This window comes from Pseudomonas sp. P867, assembly GCF_019891455.1.
GTDB classification, from domain to species: Bacteria; Pseudomonadota; Gammaproteobacteria; order Pseudomonadales; family Pseudomonadaceae; genus Aquipseudomonas; species Aquipseudomonas synxantha_A.
This window is the reverse complement of the sequence record NZ_JAFLXB010000010.1, coordinates 99,536-116,759: the sequence shown is the minus strand read 5'-3', so window position 1 is coordinate 116,759 and position 17,224 is coordinate 99,536. Positions and strand designations below refer to the sequence as shown.

The 17,224-nt window shown below is 61.2% G+C and carries 20 protein-coding genes; 10 read left to right on the top strand and 10 right to left on the bottom strand.

The window, feature by feature from the left end:
• Positions 1 to 9: 9 nt before the first annotated feature.
• On the top strand, positions 10 to 2,052 hold the full coding sequence (locus tag J1G33_RS18980; protein ID WP_223018541.1) for a S9 family peptidase: 2,043 nt from the start codon (positions 10 to 12) through the stop codon (positions 2,050 to 2,052).
• Between the two features lie 48 nt (positions 2,053 to 2,100).
• Here J1G33_RS18980 and J1G33_RS18975 read toward each other — a convergent pair whose 3' ends face one another.
• The gene (locus J1G33_RS18975) at positions 2,101 to 2,379 is read right to left on the bottom strand and encodes a hypothetical protein (RefSeq protein ID WP_005786107.1); all 279 of its coding nucleotides are present in this window, start codon (positions 2,377 to 2,379) and stop codon (positions 2,101 to 2,103) included.
• 78 nt (positions 2,380 to 2,457) lie between these two features.
• Between J1G33_RS18975 and J1G33_RS18970 the strand changes: the two genes are divergently transcribed.
• Positions 2,458 to 3,144 (top strand): hypothetical protein, encoded by a 687-nt coding sequence (locus tag J1G33_RS18970; protein ID WP_032877236.1) that lies wholly within the window; start codon positions 2,458 to 2,460, stop codon positions 3,142 to 3,144.
• Between the two features lie 117 nt (positions 3,145 to 3,261).
• Here the strand turns inward: J1G33_RS18970 and J1G33_RS18965 are convergent, their stop codons facing one another.
• Positions 3,262 to 4,182 carry a ParB/Srx family N-terminal domain-containing protein gene (locus J1G33_RS18965; protein ID WP_223018540.1) on the bottom strand — a complete coding sequence of 307 codons (921 nt, stop codon included), beginning with the start codon at positions 4,180 to 4,182 and terminating at the stop codon, positions 3,262 to 3,264.
• A gap of 107 nt (positions 4,183 to 4,289) precedes the next feature.
• On the opposite strand from J1G33_RS18965, the gene J1G33_RS18960 reads away from it, so the two are divergent.
• The 3 genes from J1G33_RS18960 to J1G33_RS18950 all read left to right on the top strand — a co-directional run bounded on the left by J1G33_RS18960 (position 4,290) and on the right by J1G33_RS18950 (position 5,711).
• The gene (locus J1G33_RS18960; RefSeq protein WP_005786102.1) at positions 4,290 to 4,664 is read left to right on the top strand and encodes a YajD family HNH nuclease; all 375 of its coding nucleotides are present in this window, start codon (positions 4,290 to 4,292) and stop codon (positions 4,662 to 4,664) included.
• A 161-nt stretch (positions 4,665 to 4,825) separates the two neighbouring features.
• Complete coding sequence (locus J1G33_RS18955; RefSeq protein ID WP_003189607.1) at positions 4,826 to 5,293, top strand: RNA methyltransferase; 468 nt, start codon at positions 4,826 to 4,828, stop codon at positions 5,291 to 5,293.
• A 67-nt stretch (positions 5,294 to 5,360) separates the two neighbouring features.
• Positions 5,361 to 5,711 (top strand): DUF2892 domain-containing protein, encoded by a 351-nt coding sequence (locus J1G33_RS18950; RefSeq protein ID WP_032877238.1) that lies wholly within the window; start codon positions 5,361 to 5,363, stop codon positions 5,709 to 5,711.
• An 83-nt stretch (positions 5,712 to 5,794) separates the two neighbouring features.
• Here J1G33_RS18950 and J1G33_RS18945 read toward each other — a convergent pair whose 3' ends face one another.
• Both J1G33_RS18945 and J1G33_RS18940 read right to left on the bottom strand, forming a co-directional pair.
• Positions 5,795 to 7,015 (bottom strand): hypothetical protein, encoded by a 1,221-nt coding sequence (locus tag J1G33_RS18945; protein WP_223018539.1) that lies wholly within the window; start codon positions 7,013 to 7,015, stop codon positions 5,795 to 5,797.
• Between the two features lie 14 nt (positions 7,016 to 7,029).
• The gene (locus J1G33_RS18940; RefSeq protein ID WP_003172524.1) at positions 7,030 to 7,479 is read right to left on the bottom strand and encodes a YcgN family cysteine cluster protein; all 450 of its coding nucleotides are present in this window, start codon (positions 7,477 to 7,479) and stop codon (positions 7,030 to 7,032) included.
• 154 nt (positions 7,480 to 7,633) lie between these two features.
• Between J1G33_RS18940 and J1G33_RS18935 the strand changes: the two genes are divergently transcribed.
• Entirely contained in the window at positions 7,634 to 8,227 is a 594-nt protein-coding gene (locus J1G33_RS18935; protein WP_078820608.1) for a nitroreductase family protein, read from the top strand.
• Positions 8,228 to 8,297: 70 nt separating this feature from the next.
• On the opposite strand, the gene J1G33_RS18930 is transcribed toward J1G33_RS18935, so the two are convergent.
• The 5 genes from J1G33_RS18930 to J1G33_RS18910 form a co-directional block, all read right to left on the bottom strand.
• Positions 8,298 to 9,230, bottom strand: a complete 933-nt coding sequence (locus J1G33_RS18930) for a D-2-hydroxyacid dehydrogenase (RefSeq protein WP_078820607.1) — start codon at positions 9,228 to 9,230, stop codon at positions 8,298 to 8,300.
• Positions 9,231 to 9,338: 108 nt separating this feature from the next.
• Entirely contained in the window at positions 9,339 to 9,632 is a 294-nt protein-coding gene (locus tag J1G33_RS18925) for a YcgL domain-containing protein (RefSeq protein ID WP_014717482.1), read from the bottom strand.
• Positions 9,629 to 10,762, bottom strand: a complete 1,134-nt coding sequence (gene rnd / locus J1G33_RS18920; protein WP_032877242.1) for a ribonuclease D — start codon at positions 10,760 to 10,762, stop codon at positions 9,629 to 9,631. Before rnd ends, J1G33_RS18925 begins: the two co-directional genes overlap by 4 nt.
• 122 nt (positions 10,763 to 10,884) lie before the next feature.
• Entirely contained in the window at positions 10,885 to 11,484 is a 600-nt protein-coding gene (locus tag J1G33_RS18915; RefSeq protein ID WP_005786086.1) for a class I SAM-dependent methyltransferase, read from the bottom strand.
• A 99-nt stretch (positions 11,485 to 11,583) separates the two neighbouring features.
• Complete coding sequence (locus tag J1G33_RS18910) at positions 11,584 to 12,954, bottom strand: glutamine synthetase family protein (protein WP_223018538.1); 1,371 nt, start codon at positions 12,952 to 12,954, stop codon at positions 11,584 to 11,586.
• Positions 12,955 to 13,304: 350 nt separating this feature from the next.
• Between J1G33_RS18910 and J1G33_RS18905 the strand changes: the two genes are divergently transcribed.
• Entirely contained in the window at positions 13,305 to 14,078 is a 774-nt protein-coding gene (locus J1G33_RS18905; protein WP_223018537.1) for a transporter substrate-binding domain-containing protein, read from the top strand.
• A 105-nt stretch (positions 14,079 to 14,183) separates the two neighbouring features.
• On the opposite strand, the gene cynR is transcribed toward J1G33_RS18905, so the two are convergent.
• Positions 14,184 to 15,050, bottom strand: a complete 867-nt coding sequence (cynR, locus tag J1G33_RS18900; protein ID WP_032877244.1) for a transcriptional regulator CynR — start codon at positions 15,048 to 15,050, stop codon at positions 14,184 to 14,186.
• Between the two features lie 112 nt (positions 15,051 to 15,162).
• Between cynR and J1G33_RS18895 the strand changes: the two genes are divergently transcribed.
• The 3 genes from J1G33_RS18895 to J1G33_RS18885 are packed head-to-tail and all read left to right on the top strand — an operon-like array spanning position 15,163 to position 17,196.
• Positions 15,163 to 15,804, top strand: coding sequence for a carbonic anhydrase (locus J1G33_RS18895; protein ID WP_223018536.1), 642 nt, complete (start codon positions 15,163 to 15,165; stop codon positions 15,802 to 15,804).
• A 27-nt stretch (positions 15,805 to 15,831) separates the two neighbouring features.
• Positions 15,832 to 16,302: a cyanase gene (cynS, locus tag J1G33_RS18890; RefSeq protein WP_005786081.1), complete on the top strand. Its 471-nt coding sequence runs from the start codon at positions 15,832 to 15,834 to the stop codon at positions 16,300 to 16,302.
• A 54-nt stretch (positions 16,303 to 16,356) separates the two neighbouring features.
• Positions 16,357 to 17,196 carry a cache domain-containing protein gene (locus J1G33_RS18885; RefSeq protein WP_148852364.1) on the top strand — a complete coding sequence of 280 codons (840 nt, stop codon included), beginning with the start codon at positions 16,357 to 16,359 and terminating at the stop codon, positions 17,194 to 17,196.
• Positions 17,197 to 17,224: the final 28 nt, after the last annotated feature.

Below are 17,224 nucleotides of genomic sequence, written 5' to 3'. Positions count from 1 at the left end.
GAATTATCCATGCCTATTTCCACCGCTCCGATTGCCCGCAAGGCCCCAGGCGCAGACCCCTACGCCTGGCTGCAGGAGCGCGACACCCCTGAAGTGCTCGATTACCTCAAGGCGGAAAACGCCTGGCAGGAAGCCCAACTCGCCGACCAGCAGGCTTTGCGCGAAACGCTGTTCGAAGAGATCAAGGGCCGCATCCTCGAAACCGATCTGTCCCTGCCCTCCCCCTGGGGCCCGTACCTGTACTACACCCGCACCACCGCCGGTGACGAATACGCACGCCACTATCGCTGCCGCCGCCCGGCCGATGACAGCAACCAGGTGGACGAGAGCAGCGAAGAACTGCTGCTGGACCCGAACGTCTTGGCCAATGGCGGCTTTTTCTCCCTCGGCGCGTTCAGCATCAGCCCCGACCACCAGCGCCTGGCCTACAGCCTCGACACCAGCGGTGAAGAGATCTACACCCTGTACGTGAAGGAATTGGCCACCGACAAGGTCAGCGAACTGGCGTTCGACAACTGCGACGGCAGCATGACCTGGGCCAATGACAGCTTGACGCTGTTCTTCGGCGAACTCGACGACACCCATCGCCCGCACAAGCTGTATCGCTACCGTCTGGACGGTACGGCGGCGCAGGAAGTGTTCCACGAGCCCGATGGCCGTTTCTTCCTGCACTGCTACCGTTCCAGCTCCGAGCGCCAACTGCTGCTGGCTCTGGGCAGCAAGACCACCAGTGAGATCTGGGCACTGGATGCCGATCAGCCGCACCTGGCCTTCACCTGCCTGGCGCCGCGCGTCGAGGACCACGAATACGATGTCGACCACGGCAAGCGTAACGGCGAGTGGACCTGGTTTATTCGCAGCAACCGCGACGGCATCAACTACGCGCTCTACCTCGCCGCCGATACCGGTACGCCGCCTACCGAGGCCGACTGGCAGAACCTGATCCCTCACAGCGACGAAGTCATGCTCGACGGCGTGAGCCTGAACGCCAGCGCCATGACATTGAGCCTGCGCATCGGCGGCCTGCCGGTCATCGAGGTGCACCCCGAGGGCGTACCGGCTTATCGCGTGGAATTACCCGACGCCGCCTACAGCCTCTACGTACAAAACAGCCTGGAATTTCCAAGCGACAACATCCGCCTACGCTATGAGGCCCTGAACCGTCCCGCCCAGGTGCGTCAGCTAGAGCTGGCAAGCGGCGCGCAGGTGGTGCTCAAGGAAACCCCGGTACTCGGCACATTCAACGCCGACGACTACGTCAGCCAGCGCCTGTGGGCCACCTCTGCCGACGGCACCCAAGTGCCCATCAGCCTGGTGGTCAAGCGTGATCAACTGGGTAAACCCACCCCGCTGTATCTGTACGGCTACGGTGCCTACGGCTCAAGCCTGGACCCATGGTTCTCCCACGCACGCCTGAGCTTGCTGGACCGAGGGGTCGCGTTTGCCATCGCCCATGTGCGCGGCGGCGGTGAGCTGGGTGAAGCCTGGTACCGCAACGGCAAGCAGGAACACAAACAGAATACCTTCAGCGATTTTATCGCCTGCGCCGAACACCTGATCACCGAGGGGCTGACCACTTCCAGGCAACTGGCGATCAGTGGCGGCAGTGCCGGCGGCCTGTTGATTGGCGCGGTGCTCAACCAGCGCCCGGAACTGTTCCAGGCGGCGATTGCCGAAGTGCCGTTTGTCGATGTGCTCAACACCATGCTCGATCCGGAGCTACCGCTGACCATCACCGAGTACGACGAATGGGGCAACCCCGAGGAACCCGAAGTGTATGCGCGCATCAAGGCTTACGCGCCATACGAAAACGTCAGCGCCCAGGCGTACCCGGCCATGCTGGTGATTGCCGGCTACAACGACAGCCGCGTGCAGTATTGGGAGGCCGCCAAGTGGGTGGCCAAGCTGCGCGATACCGCCACTTCAGACAACCTGTTACTGCTCAAGACCGAGCTGGGCGCCGGCCATGGCGGCATGAGCGGGCGCTACCAGGAATTGCGTGACGTAGCGCTCGAATATGCGTTCGTGTTCAAGGCGCTCGGGCTGATCTAAGCACTTGATGGAGCGGTCCTGTCTGAACGCAGGACCGCCTTGACTGTTTTAACCGCCGGGCGTCTTCGGCTTGCTGTCGTTCTGCTGCAAGCCGGGGACAGTCTGGTCCTTGGGCGGCGTGGGCAACACGATGGGCACCAACGGTGGCGTACCGTTCGTCTTGGGCGTGGCGGGCGGGCTGACTTGAGGGTACAACGTCGGGGTCGGCGTGCCCGGCGCGCCTGGGGTTGGTGCGGGCGCGACCGGTACGGTTTGCAACTCCTGAGCCTGCGCCGCAGCGGATATGAGCGCGCTCAATACAATGACCGTTAGAATGCTGCACTTCATCGATGGCTCCATGGCCTGACCGGAATGCCTTAAGGCTACTCCCAACTGCGCAAGAATGCCCTTCCCAATGAGATTTCCATGAAACGTTTCGTTCTGCTGGACACTACTCCGATCCCCGACAACGGCGGCGCCTTGTGCCTGTTCGAGTACGGCGAGGACTTCGTCATCAAGATCCAGGGCGGTGACGGCGGCCAGTTGATGAACACGCGCATGCACGGTTCCGAAGACGCCCTGGCGGAGATTCCCTGCCGCAAGGTCGCCGGTCGCCCGAACTCACGCGTGCTGATCGGCGGCTTGGGCATGGGCTTTACCTTGGCCGCAGCACTCAAGCATTTGGGCAAGACTGCCGAAGTGGTGGTGGCCGAACTGGTGCCGGGCGTCGTGGAATGGAACCGTGGGCCACTGGGAGAAAAATCCGGGTGCCCCTTGCAGGACCCGCGCACGGTGATTCGTCTGGAAGATGTGGCCAAGGTGCTACAGGCCGAGCCCCAGGGCTTCGACGCGATCATGCTTGACGTCGACAACGGTCCCGAGGGGCTTACGCAAAAGGCCAACAGCTGGCTGTATTCCGCCGGTGGCCTGGCCGCCTGCGCCAAAGCCCTGCGGCCCAAGGGCGTGCTCGCCGTGTGGTCGGCCAGTGCCGATAAGCTGTTCAGCGACAAACTGCGCAAGGCCGGCTTCAAGGCTGAAGAGGTTCAGGTGTTCGCCCATGGCAATAAAGGCACGCGGCATACCATCTGGATTGCAGAAAAGCTCAAGGGCTGAATCACCATCGGTCAAATGTGGGAGGGGGCTTGCTCCCGATAGTGGTGTGTCAGCTTGCCTATCCTTAGCAGACACACTGCTATCGGGAGCAAGCCCCCTCCCACATTTGGTACTGCTTCAGTCTCTGGATTTGCGGTAATCGATCACGTACGGCACTTTCTTGTCGAAGGTCTTTTCCAACTCCTTTTGATCCAGCTGGGTCATACCACCCAACTGCCCGGCAGTGAAACCGCTGTCGCCGACCATTGCCCCCGGCGCCAGGCTGACCATGCGCTTGGCGACAGCCTCGATGGCACCCTTGTAGCCGCCCTTCTTGTTCAGGTTGTACTGGCCCAGATCAATCTGCGTGCGCAGCCAGTTGCCCCAGTAGAACTCGAGAAATTCCGGCGCAATCGCACCCTCGTTTGGCTTGCCGTACGCGGCCTTACGGGTGAAATACACCAGGCTGCGGAACGTGTCGTCCTGCAGGTTCTTGAAGCCCAGGTGCGCCGGCAGTTGCTCCGCTGGTAACGCCTGGCCCCGGTTGTCCTTGAGCCAGACCTTGCGGGCCGCTTCCATCCGCTGCCAGAACGTGGCGAGGTTGGGGCTGGAACTGAAGTCGTCGGTGACCTTGACCCACATTTTCAAGCGCGGGCCAGCGCCGGGTGTTTCCCACAAGGTAGTGAAACTGTGATGACCATCGGTCAGGTAAAGCTGGCCGCCGGGACCCACCACCACGGTTTTCATATCCTGCGGGTAGGTGCCGACCGGGTGCTTGCAGGTAAAGCTGCCGGGCCTTAGCAGCTCGGCGTTTTTCGGCACCTGGTCAGCCTCGCCCTGGCCGTTGGTTTCGCAGTATTCATCGAAAGCCTTGGCCGGCTTGTCGGCGAACAGCCCGAGGCTGTAGTAGATCTGGTCGAAACCCACCACGGCCTGGGTGGGGTGCAATTGCTCCAGGGCCACCTCGATCACCTGCCCGGGCTGCGGCGTCGACAACGCCTGGGCCTGAGCGGTAACCACACAGAGCACAAGCCCGATAGTCCATGAATACAGACGCATAAATTTCAAATCCTTATCAGTCAGTGAAGCAATCCCTAGGGGTGATTTTCAGCGTAAGCGGCTAGAATCAACCTTATCCGTGACCCACCAAATAGCCAGGAGCCATGATGAGCTCGACCAACCCGCCCTCCCACACCGCCAAGCTGGACCGCATCCTCGCCGATGCCCAGCGCGACCGCGAAATGGGCTACCGCGACAAAGCCTTGAAGATGTACCCCCACGTGTGCGGTCGCTGCGCCCGTGAATTCGCCGGCAAGCGTTTGAGTGAACTGACCGTACACCACCGCAACCATAATCATGATGACAATCCCCAGGACGGCTCCAACTGGGAATTGCTGTGCCTGTACTGCCACGACAACGAACACTCGCGCTACACCGACCAGCAGTATTTCGGCGAAGGCTCCACCAGCAGCCCGAGCATTGCCAAGGCGACGCACAATCCGTTTGCGGCGCTGGCGGGGTTGATGAAGAAAGACGACTGAAGATCGTCCTTGTCTGTACTGGCCTCATCGCAGGCAAGCCAGCTCCCACATTTGGAATGCATTCCCCTGTGGGAGCAGGGCTTGCCCGCGATGACGATCGCCCAAGCACTGCATACCCCCAGGCCGTATAATCGCCGTTTTTCTCCAAGGCACCCTTCCCCGTGGGCAATAAACGCTACAGCTGCATCGGTCTGTATAACCCAAAATCCCCCGAAAACGTCGGCTCGGTGATGCGTGCCGCCGGTTGCTACGGCGTGGCCTCGGTGTTCTACACCGGCGTGCGCTACGAGCGCGCCCGGGATTTCATCACCGACACCAAGAAGGTCCACCACGACATTCCGCTGATCGGCATCGACGACCTGAAGAAGATCCTGCCCCTGGGCTGCATCCCGGTTGCCGTGGAACTGGTGGAAGGTGCCCGCCCGCTGCCTGAATACACCCACCCCGACCGCGCGCTGTATATCTTCGGCCCCGAGGACGGCTCCCTGGACAAGGAGATCCGCGACTGGTGCGAAGATGTGGTGTACATCCCCACCACGGGTTGCATGAACCTGGCGGCCACCGTCAATGTGGTGCTCTACGACCGCCTGGCCAAGGGCAACAATACCCGTTCGGGCCCCAAGTACTGATTCTGCGGGAACATCCGGCACCTGCGCGCAGTCAGCTAGTAACACTAGCCCTTGTTGGAGACAGATCATGAGCGACAGCAAAATTTTGCAACCTATCATCGAAGCCACACCGTTGAAGCCTCAGCCTACCCAGAACGTGCATGGCTGGGAGCGCATCGGCTCAGTGGCGGGCGGCGTGATGATGGTCGGCAAAGGCCTGCGCCGCGGCGGGATTTTCGGGCTGATCCAGGTGGCGATTGGCGGCGTGGCACTGGCCCGTGGCTTTACCGGGCACAGTTCGCTCAAAGACAAGCTGGAGCAGGGTCGCCAGGAAATGAACAGCGTGCGCACGAAGATCGAGCGGGCCGGGGAAGAATTGAAGAATTTGAAGACCAAGGCGGAAGTGGCGGCTGAGAAGGCTGTAAAACCCAAAGCCTGACCTAAGTCTTGGACATGCTGGAGATTCAAAATGTGGGAGGGGGCTTGCCCCCTCCCACATTTTGAATTGCACAGGGCTTGGGATCAGCGCAGCAGCTTGCTATCCAGTACCACCGACGATTCGCCGATTACACTTTCAGCCAACTGAACGAACTCTTTGGTGTTGATGCTGTTCACCCGCATCACCGCCTGCGCCAGATCATCCAGGGAGCGCTTGTTGTGGGTTTTCACGCGGATCTCGCGGTCCAGGTCCTGCAACACCAGTACTGCCCGCGCTACACCAGCGCTGCCGATTTGCTCGCCCCTCAGCGTGGTGACCGCCTTGCTTTCTTTGGCCAGGCGCGCCTGGATCGCCGCATAACGCTCATCGGTGAGGCCCCCCGCACGTCGCACCAGTTCAATCGCGTAATACTCCCCCAGGCCCTCGCTGATCCAGTCACTGCTGTCGTGGTCGTTGAAGCGCCCGATGGCCTGCACCACCTCGCGCAACAACGGGCTGCCGCCATTTTCGCTGACCAGTGGCGTACGGCTGTTGAGGTAGATCGAATCGTGCGACGCCCAGGCTCCGCGGCGCATCGGGTCACTCGCGCCGACGATCAATAATTTGGCGGGATGGCGTGGGAACGCAGCGTCCACCTGCGGCCAGACGAACGTCAGCAGCGTCAGCACGTCCATGCGGCGCATGCCCTGCCCCTTTGGCGAGGCCACGGTGACCTCGGTTTCACCCAGGCGCAGGCGACGGCTGCCGAGGTTACCGGCGAGCATCCAGCCGGTGGGGCGATCGAACAGGCGGGACACGTTGTCGATGCGGAATTTGTTTTTGCCAATGCGCGGCCAGGCAGTTTCGACGCTCTTCCAGCCCGCGGGCAGTTCGAACATCAGGCGCGATACCAATTCAATGCCATCTTGCTGGTCCAGGCGCGCAGCCGGCACCAGGTCTTCACCGCGCAATAATGCCCAATTGGGCGTGGCCCGTGTGTCAAAGGTGCCCGGCTTGCGCGCGTGGGTCAGACGCACGCGGTAGATCAGGCTGGCCTTGTCGGCGCTGGGCTGCCACACACCACGGCTGCCCGTGACTTGCCATTGGCCGTCGGCCTTGAAGTCGCTGTAATCACCACTGCGGCCCAGGTCAAAGTCCAGGCTGCGCACCGCCGAGCCTTGGGACAGGCTGACGCGCACCTCGGCCTGCTCGCTCTGGGGCAGCAGCTTGACGTGATAATCCAGGTCAACCTTCTTCGCACACCAGCCCGGCCCGCTCAGGGCCAGCAATACCAGGGCCGCTGCCAACTTGGCTGCCACCTTCATACACACTCCTTTGTTCAACCTGCACGGAAGATCAGGTAATCCTCCCAGTCGTCCTCTGGCACGCTGCCTTCGCTGAGCATGCGCCCGGACTGGGAAATGCGTTCATGGTGCACGGCGTCGCGATCGCCGCAGACCAGGTGGTGCCAGAGCGGCAAATCCTTGCGCTCGCTGACCAGACGATAGCCGCAGGTTGGCGGCAGCCATTTGAACTGGTCGGCCTGGCCGGGCGTGAGCTGGATACAGTCCGGCACCGAAGCGCGGCGATTGGGGTAATCGGTGCACTGGCAGGTTTTCAGGTCGAGCAGTTTGCAGGCGATACGCGTGTAATAGACGCTGTTGTCGTCTTCATCCTCAAGCTTTTGCAGACAGCACAGGCCGCAGCCGTCGCACAACGACTCCCACTCCTCCTGGTCGAGGTGCTCAAGGGTTTTGCGTATCCAGAAAGGTTCGACTTTGGCGGCCATGGCTCTACATCAGTATCAGAAGGTGAAAAGGCCGCCAGTCTAGTGCCCAAGCCCGTTACGGCCAAGCGCTTACGACTGACGGTGTTGCAAGACTTGTCAGGCCTGGGTTGGCGCAGTAGTTTTGAACCCCGGCTTTTTTCATCAGGATCTGTCCATGAGCGATAACCCACGCGTTGCCGATTACCCGATCCATACCCAATTCACCGAACGCTGGTCGCCCCGCGCCTTTACTGGCGAAAGCATCCCGCAAGAGACGTTGCTGAGTTTCTTCGAAGCCGCACGCTGGGCACCCTCGGCGTACAACTCGCAGCCGTGGCGGTTTCTCTACGCCCGCCGGGACACGCCGGACTGGGAGCGTTTCCTGGGCCTGCTGAATGAGTTCAACCGCAATTGGGCGCAGCATGCGTCGGCCCTGGTCATCATCGCGTCGAAAACCGACTTCATCGCCCCCGGCGCTACAGAAGAAACCCCGGCGCTGTGGCACACCTTCGACACCGGCTCGGCCTGGGGCCACCTGGCGCTGCAAGCCAGCCTCAGCGGCTGGCACACCCACGGCATGGCCGGTTTCGATCAGGAGCTGACCCGCAAAGAGCTGAAGATTCCACAAGGCTATGCGCTGCACGCGGCCGTAGCGGTGGGTAAGCTGGGTGACAAGTCGAACCTGCCGCAATACCTGCAAGGCCGTGAAGCGCCGAGCCCGCGCAAGCCGTTGACTGAACTGGTGTCCGAGGGCGACTTCAGCCTGTAAGCCTAGTGCAACTCCAATGTGGGAGGGAGCAAGCCCCCTCTCACATTTTAGATTGATGCATGGCCAAGGATCAGTAGCCCCGGTCGAAGTCCACTTCGCCGCGCAGCGCTTGCTTGGCCTGGTAGGCGCGCACGTTTTGCACAAACAACGCCACCATCATCGACGGCGAGGTCGGTGCCGAGCTGTGCCCAGTCAACAGCAAACCCCACGCAGTCCAGAACGGGTGGCGTTGCGGCAACGGCTCCTGACGGCACACGTCGATCACCGCGCCGGCCAGATGCCCTTCTTTCAGGGCCTCGACCAGGTCGGCATCCACCACCGCCACGCCGCGCCCGACGTTGATAAACAGCGCCGTCGACTTGAATTGCTTGAACAACGCCGCGTTGTACACGTCATGGGTGTCCGGGGTATTGGGCAGCAGGTTGATCACGTAATCGACCTCGCCCACCAAGCGGCCCAACTGATCGAGCCCGGCCACTTCAATAAAGGGTGCCTGTTCCCGCGCCGTACTGGCGATGCCGTACAGCTTGACGCCAAAGGGCACTAGGAAATCAGCCACGCTTTTGCCAATATCACCCGTGCCGACAATCAGCGCCTTGCGCCCCGCCAGGCTCTGGCCCATGCGGTTGTCCCACTTGCGCTCGACCTGGCTGACCAGGCGCGCCAGCACTTCGCGCTCATGGCCCAGCATATAGGTGAGGACAAACTCGGCCATGACCTGGCCAAAGATGCCGACTGCACGGGTGAGGCGATAGTCGCGGGGCAAGCCATCGGCCAGCAGCGGCGTGATACCGGCCCAGGTCGATTGCAACCACTGCGGTTGATGGCCCTGGCGCAGCAGCGTCGCCAGCAGATCGGGCTGGCCCAGCCACACCGGGCAATCGGCGGCCAGGCGCGAGAGTTCGGCCGAGTCACCGCTGGTCAGCACGTCAAGGTCCGGGGCGGCCTCCTTGAGCAGTTGGGCGTAGAGCGGGTGATCCTGTTCAGCAATCAGAACACGCATGGTTCAAACCTTTCAAAAACAATGCAGACGGCCGCCCGCATCCTTACGGCCACCGTCGTCTAATACGATTCCATTTAAAGCCTGTGCCCTGACACGGGCACTGATCGATCACATCGGGTCGTTGCGGCGCAGCAACTCTTCGGGCAAGTGCTCGATGTACTCGTCTTCGGCCGGCGGCATTTGCAGGTGGTAGCCCTGTTTGTCGAGGTTTTCCAGCACCACGGTGATGTCTTCGCGCGACAGCTTGCGCTCCGGCGTCAGCACCATGTCAAACGCGTGATGCGCCTTGCCGAAGGCCTCCATCAACGGCTCGGGCACGCGCTCGAGGGCATCGCTTTTGAGCACGTAGAGGTACATGCCGTCTTTTTTCTTGCTGCGGTAGATGGAACAAATACGTTTCAAGGCTGTTCTCCGGCATTGGCCAGGCTGTCGAGCAGCGCCTGGCCCATCAACTCGCGGCGCCAGCCACGCAGCGAGTCTGGCAATTGGTAAGGCCCATCGGGGTAGCCACTTTTGACCAGGGCTTCGAGGGTTTTCTTGCGCAGCATCAGTTCCGGCGCCATCTCCAGGCGCTCGGCGAACGTCTGGCCCAGGGCGCGCAGTTGCTTGATCAGCGCGGCGGCGTCCACCGGCAACGGTTCGGCCACGGCGGGAGGCCATTGGTCCATCGGCACGCTACCGGCACGTTTGATCAGGTCCAGCAGGAACTGGCCGTCCTGACGCACGGTACGCGGGTGCATGTCTTCGATCTTGCCCAGCGCGGCCAGGTTATCCGGCTGGGATTTGGCCAACGGCCAGAGCGAATGCTCGCGGATGATGCGGTTGCGCGGCAGGTCACGGGCGCGGGCCTGCTGCTCGCGCCAGGCGCACAATTCACGCAGCACGGCAAGTTGGGCACGGGACAGTTTCCACGCCAGCTTGGCATCGCGGTACACCTCGAAAGGGTCGATTTCGCGGCGCAGGTTGGCCACCAGTTCGGCACCGTCTTCCAGGACCCAGGCGTACTTGTCATCCGATAGCTGCGGGCGCAGGCGAATATAGACCTCGGCCAGGTGCACCGCGTCTTCAGCGGCGTAGCTGACCTGCGTCTCGGACAATGGCCGCTGCAGCCAGTCCGAACGGGTTTCGCCCTTGGGCAGCTCGATATCCAGCACGGCTTGCACCAGGCGCGAATAGCCCATGGAAAAGCCGAGGTTGAGGTAAGCCGCGGCCAACTGGGTGTCGAACAACGGTGCCGGCAGGCTGCCGGTCAGGCGCAACAGCACTTCCAGGTCTTCGCTGCAGGCGTGCACCACCTTGATCACCGCCGGGTTCTCCAGCAAAGCGGCCAAGGGTTGCCAGTTGTCGATGGTCAGGGGGTCGATCAGGTAAGCGCGTACGCCATCACCGATCTGGATCAGCCCGGCAATAGGGTAAAAGGTGTCGACCCGCATGAATTCGGTGTCGAGGGCGACGAATGGCAACTGCTGCCATTGGGCGCAATGCTGGCCGAGGCTATCGTTGTCGCAGATCCAGTGAATATCGATGGCCACACGGCTCTCCCTTGAAGAATGGCGCGCAGTATATATCGCGAAAGGGGCTTGCGAGCATCCGTAGTGCACACACCATCATGAAAACTCCGACAGGAGATGAAGAATAGTCCGACATATGGGAGTTATCCTCTCTTACGCAGGACGTACACACACCACAGTTTGGAGCCCGGCAGGAACTCCTGGTAATTCAGAACCTTGAAGCCCGCCTGACGAAACTCATCCTCTACCGGTGTACCCGCGCTTACGGAAACAATCACCGTGTCGCGGCTGACGCGGTGAAACTCGCGCAACAACATTAATCGCACATCGCTGCTGGGCACATGGCGAAACAACTCCAGGCAGAAAATACAGTCTACCGCGTTCGCCGAAAGGCCAATCGAAAACGCCGAGCCCTGGAAGGTTTTGACACGTTTTAGCAACGTGCCCGGGTGATGGGTGCGCGCGTGGTCGAGCATGGCCTGGGAGTTGTCAGAGGCGAGGATCACCCGGTTGACGTGCTCGGCCAGCACCGGCCAGAAGCGCCCCGAACCACAGGCCAGGTCAAGGATAAGCCCTGGCTCACCCGCGACCTTCAGCGCATGGCGTACCAGCCGCGCATCCCGCCACGCGGCCAAGCGCTGCAACAGCCTTGGCGGACGCGGATCACCGCACACCCTGGCATGCTCACGGTCACAGCGCTCGGTGAATTCAGTCTCGATGGGGGATGGAGGTTGTGGCGACATCACGGGCTCATGTGGGTAAAACGGTAGTGAACGACCTTGATTCCCAGCTTAACCACTGCAACGTGAAAAAAAGGTCGAAAGCCGCCACCGTAAACTCCGTCACGCCTGATGCAGGTACCAGCGCCAATCCTGCTCGCCGACCTCGCCCATGAACTGGCGATATTCGGCACGTTTGACTGCCAGGTAAACACCAAGGAATTCACTGCCAAACGCATCCTTTGCCCATCGTGAAGCCTCAAGCGCACGCAGGGTGTTCAGCCAGTCAGTGGGCAACAGCTCCTTGGCCTGGGCATAACCGTTTCCTTCCACCGGGGCGCCAGGGTCGCGTTGCTCGCGAATGCCGCGATGGATGCCGGCCAGGATCGCGGCGGCCGCCAGATAAGGGTTGGCATCGGCGCCGCAGATGCGGTGCTCGATATGCCGGGAACTGGCCGGGCCACCGGGCACGCGCAGGCTGACGGTGCGGTTGTCCACGCCCCAGGTGGCAGCCAGGGGTGCATAGCTGTTGGTTTGGAAACGCCGATAGGAGTTGGCGTTGGGGCAGAACATCAGCAGCGAATCGAGCAACGTACTCAGCATCCCGCCCACCGCCTGGCGCAGCAGTGGCGTGCCATCAGCCGCCTCGCTGGCGAACAGGTTATTGCCCTGGGCATCGGCCAGGCTGACGTGCATATGCATACCGGTGCCGGCCAGGTCGTCGAACGGCTTGGCCATAAAACATGCGGCCATCCCGTGCTTGTGGGCCACGCCCTTGACCAGGCGTTTGTAGCGCACCGCTTCGTCCATCGCCTGTAAAGCATCAGTGCGATGTTCAAGGGTAATTTCCACCTGGCCCGGGGCGTACTCGGAGATGGCCGTTCGCGCCGGAATACCTTGCAGCTTGCAGGCGCTATAAAGGTCGGCGAGAAACGGCTCGATCTGCTCCAGTTCGCGCAGGCCATAGACCTGGGTCGAACGCGGGCGATTGCCGTCCATATCCCGTGCCGGTTGCGGACGACCGTTGCCGTCGGGCTTCTGGTCGAGCAGGTAGAACTCCAGCTCTGCCGCCATCACTGGGTAATAGCCATCGGCTTTGAGTGCATCGATGACCTTGGCGAGCAAATGCCGAGGGTCGGCCACGGTAGCGGGCAAGCCTTGTGTGGGGTGCATGCTGACTTGCACCGCCGCGGTGGGGATCAAACGCCAGGGCATACGCTGCAAACTGCCACTGATCGGGTAGGCGCGGCAGTCGATATCGCCGACTTCCCACACCAGCCCTGAGTTTTCTACGTCATCGCCATTGATGGTCAGGCCGAGAATGGTGCTGGGCAGTGGCCGACCGGTTTCGTACACCGCCAGCAGTTCGTCGCGGTGCAGCAGCTTGCCGCGGGGTACGCCGTTGTTGTCGAGGATAAACAGCTCGAACATCTCAATGTCGGGGTTCTGCTCAAGGAAGGTTCGGGCTTCGTGCAGGCGGGCAAAGACACTCATGGCAATTCTCATACGTTTGGGTCGGGCAGATGCAGATGGGCACAGGTGCACGTCATCCGTGGGGGTGGATCAACGTAGAAAAGAGGTGTCTGGCGGGCGCGCGTGTCGACAATGGAACAAGGCCCAGAACGCAAGTGCAGAAGGCAGTGTCGCGGCGTGAGTGTCGGGGCAACCGTCCATGCGCGGATCACAGAAATAGAGAACCCCGAGCGTCACACGCCTGGATAGGCGGTTAAATTCAGGCTTGATGGAGTTTGGGTACAGTTTGGCTAAACATTCCCCACGCCTTGCCACCCTGCCCGGCGCTGGAAATAATGGGCGCCCCGACCGTGCCCCAAGGACTCGCCCCCATGAAAGCTCCTCTGGCCCTCTGTGTGCTGGCAAGCCTGGTAAACATCGCCCAGGCCGACACTGTCCCGTCACGTCTTGACGAGGTGATCCAGCGCGGCACCCTGACCGTTTGCACAACGGGTGACTATAAGCCCTACACCTCATTGCGCGCCGATGGCCATTATGAAGGTATCGACATTGCCATGGCCGAGTCCCTGGCCAAGAGCCTCAACACCACGATCAAGTGGGTGCCCACCACGTGGAAAACCCTGATGCCGGACTTCCTCGCCCAACGGTGCGACATCGCCGTGGGTGGGATTTCGGTGTCGTTGGAGCGGCAGAAAAAGGCGTTCTTCAGCCAATCGCTGGGGGTTGACGGCAAGATCCCACTGGTGCGCTGCGCCGATGTGCAGCGCTACCAAACGGTTGAGCAGATCAACCAGCCACAGGTGCGGGTGATCGAGCCGGCAGGTGGCACCAATGAAGTGTTTGCCCGTGCCCACCTGGGCCAGACACAGATTCGCCTGCATGACAATGTGACGATTTTTGATGAGCTGCTGGCGGGCAAGGCCGATGTGATGATTACCGATGCCAGCGAGGCGCGGTATCAGCAGAAGCTCAAGCCGGGGTTGTGTGCGGTCAATCCTGAGCGGCCGATGCAGTACAGTGAAAAAGCCTTCCTGTTACCTCGCGATGATGTGGCCTGGAAGAGTTATGTGGATCAGTGGTTGCACTTGAGCGTGGCGACCGGGGGGTATGCGGGGATTGTCAGCCAGTGGTTGGCTGCGCCTTGAATTTGCTGCCATGACGGCCTGTCTGGCGCACCGAGATCCAAATGTGGGAGGGGGCTTGCTCCCGATATAGGTGGATCAGCCAAAAAATTGTTAACTGACACTCCGCTATCGGGAGCAAGCCCCCTCCCACATCAGCTCGACGAACGCCCTGCACGCGGCGCTGCGGTAGGCGCCCTTGCGGCTCAAGAGTGCGGCAGTACGCTGCGGCAGCGGTGGGTCGATGGTCACGGCGTGCAGCCCCGTCTGCGCCTCGGCCAGTGCTTGGGGCAGGACGGTTGCCAGTGACGTGTTGCGGACGATTTCGATGATTGCGCTGATGGAGTTGGCTTCCATGGCGATAAATGGTTTCACACCTTGCCCGCGGCAGTAATCATCGATATGGCGGCGGGTAGCGAAGCTCGTGTTCAGCAGCACCAGGGGTTGTTCAAGCCAAACGAGTCGGCTCAATTGGGGATGGCTGGCACTGACCACTACGCTCAGTTGTTCGACAAACAGCCCCTCGCACTCAATGTCCGGCCCATGTTCGCCGGTAAATCCGATACCGATATCCAGCAGGTCTTCGCCCAGTGCAGCTTCGATACGGTCCTGGGTCAACTCCTCGACGCTGAGGGTGATGCCCGGGTACAGCGTATTGAATCGCGCCAGCAACGGGCCGATCAGGTAGGCGGTGAAGGTCGGCGTCATGGCCAGTCGCAACTGCCCGCGGCTGAGGTCCTGCACATCGTGTATGGCGCGGCTGCCGGCCTGCAGGTCCTGCAAGGCCAGCCGCGCAAAGCGCACATAGGCTTGCCCCGCATCGGTCAGGCTGATACTGCGCCCGGAGCGGTCGAGCAGCGGCGCGCCGAGGCTTTCTTCCAGCTGTTTGATCTGTTGTGAGAGGGTCGGCTGCGATACATGCAGCGCTTCGGCGGCGCGAGTGAAGTTGCGATGCTCGGCAACGGCGAGCAAGTAACGGATATGACGCAGCAGCATCGACAGCGCTCCAGCTATAGGCATGACTTATGGACAGCATCATAAACCGGTCTTGGACGCTATAGCCGAAAACTTCCATCCTTGCCCCATCAGCGACGCAAGGAGAACCACCATGCAGCATCTCATCGATGGCTTCCGCAAATTCCAACGTGAAGCCTTTTCCCAACGCAGCGACTTGTTCAAGCACCTGGCGACCACACAGAACCCCGGCACCTTGTTCGTGTCCTGCTCCGACAGCCGTGTCGTACCGGAGCTTCTGACCCAGCAGGAACCCGGCGATCTGTTCGTGATCCGCAATGCCGGCAATATCGTGCCGTCCTACGGCCCCGAGCCGGGTGGTGTGTCGGCCACGGTTGAATATGCGGTGGCGGTACTCGGGGTCAGCGACATTGTGATTTGCGGGCATTCGGACTGCGGCGCCATGACTGCCATTTCCACCTGCAAGTGCCTGGACCATCTGCCGGCCGTGGCCAACTGGTTGCGTCATGCCGAGTCAGCCAAGGTGATCAATGCATCCCGTACGCATGTCTCGGACGATGCGCGCCTGGATTCATTGGTGCGCGAAAACGTGGTCGCCCAACTGGCTAATCTCAAGACTCACCCCAGCGTTGCGCTGGCCCTGGAACAAGGCCGGATGAACCTGCATGGCTGGGTGTATGACATCGAAACCGGTGGCATCGACGCGCTGGACGGTCGCACCGGGCGTTTCGTCTCCCTGCTCGACCATCCAGCCACCCGCGCCCACGCTGCCTGAACCTTAACCACCCGAGAGGAAATCACCATGTTGCAATCCCAATTCGCCCAAACCCCGCGCCTGGCCCTGGCCGATACCGTTATCGACCTCAAGGCACGCAAAAATCTATCATGGCAGGACCTCACCGATGGAACCGGCCTGAGCCTGGCGTTCGTCACCGCCGCCCTGCTCGGCCAGCACCCACTGCCCAAGGAGGCGGCCGACATCGTGTGCGACAAACTCGGCCTCGACCAGGACGCCAGCCGCCTGCTGCAAAGCGTCCCACTGCGCGGCAGTTTCCCCAGCGGTGTGCCGACCGATCCAACCATGTACCGTTTCTACGAAATGCTGCAGGTCTACGGCTCTACCTTGAAGGCCCTGGTGCATGAGCAATTCGGCGACGGCATCATCAGCGCCATCAACTTCAAGCTGGACATCAAGAAAGTCGAAGACCCGGACGGCGGCTCCCGTGCGGTCATCACCCTGGACGGCAAATACCTGCCCACTAAACCCTTCTGATTTGCCGCCAACCGTCTACGCTCTTGGCACACCAACAAGAACGAGGGACGGTAAATGAAGAGACTGCTCCGATTCACCTGGCTGCTGCTATTGTGTTGCAGCCAGGTGCATGCCGCCACGGCACAGGAAGCGGATGCCCAAGCCGCCAAGGCCCTGCTGGAAAAGGCCTTGGCGTACTACCACAAGCAAGGTGACAAGGCGTTCGCCGCCTTCAGCCGTCAGGGCGAATTCATCGACCAGGACCGTTATGTGTTTGTGGTCAATACCCAAGGCGTACTGTTGGCCAGTGGCGGGCCCTCCTCCGCACTGATCGGTCGCGACGTGTCCGAGGTACTCGGGCCCGACCTGCAAGCCTCGTTCAAACAAGCCTTGAGCGTGCCGGAAAGCCAGGGTATCCAGCAGGCTGACTATCGCTGGCAGAACTGGAACGACGGCAAGGTCGAACATAAGCATGTGTTTTATCAGCGGGTGGGCGAACGCATCCTGGCGGTCGGTTATTACTTGCCGCGCGCCACGCCAGAACAGGCACGGGCGCTGCGCAACAAGGCGGTGGAAGCGCTGGTCAAGGATGAAACCGGCACGCTCAAGGCGATCAACTCCTTGCAGGGCGGCTTCTTGCAAGATGACCTGTACGTGTTCGTGGTAGACCTGAACACGCGACGCTACGTCGCCCACGGCACCAACCTGCGCCTGATCAACACCGACTTTGCCAAGATCAAGGACCCGGATGGCAAACCGGTGGGTGTGCCGATCCTCAAGATGATGGCCGAGCAGGACCAGGGCGAATACAAATACCGCTGGAAAAACCCGGTGACGGGTAAGGTCGAGAACAAGCACGCTTATGTGCGCAAAAGCGGGCATTTCATGGTTGCGGTGGGATATTACAGCCCCTGACCTGACTTGAAATGCAATCAAACTGTGG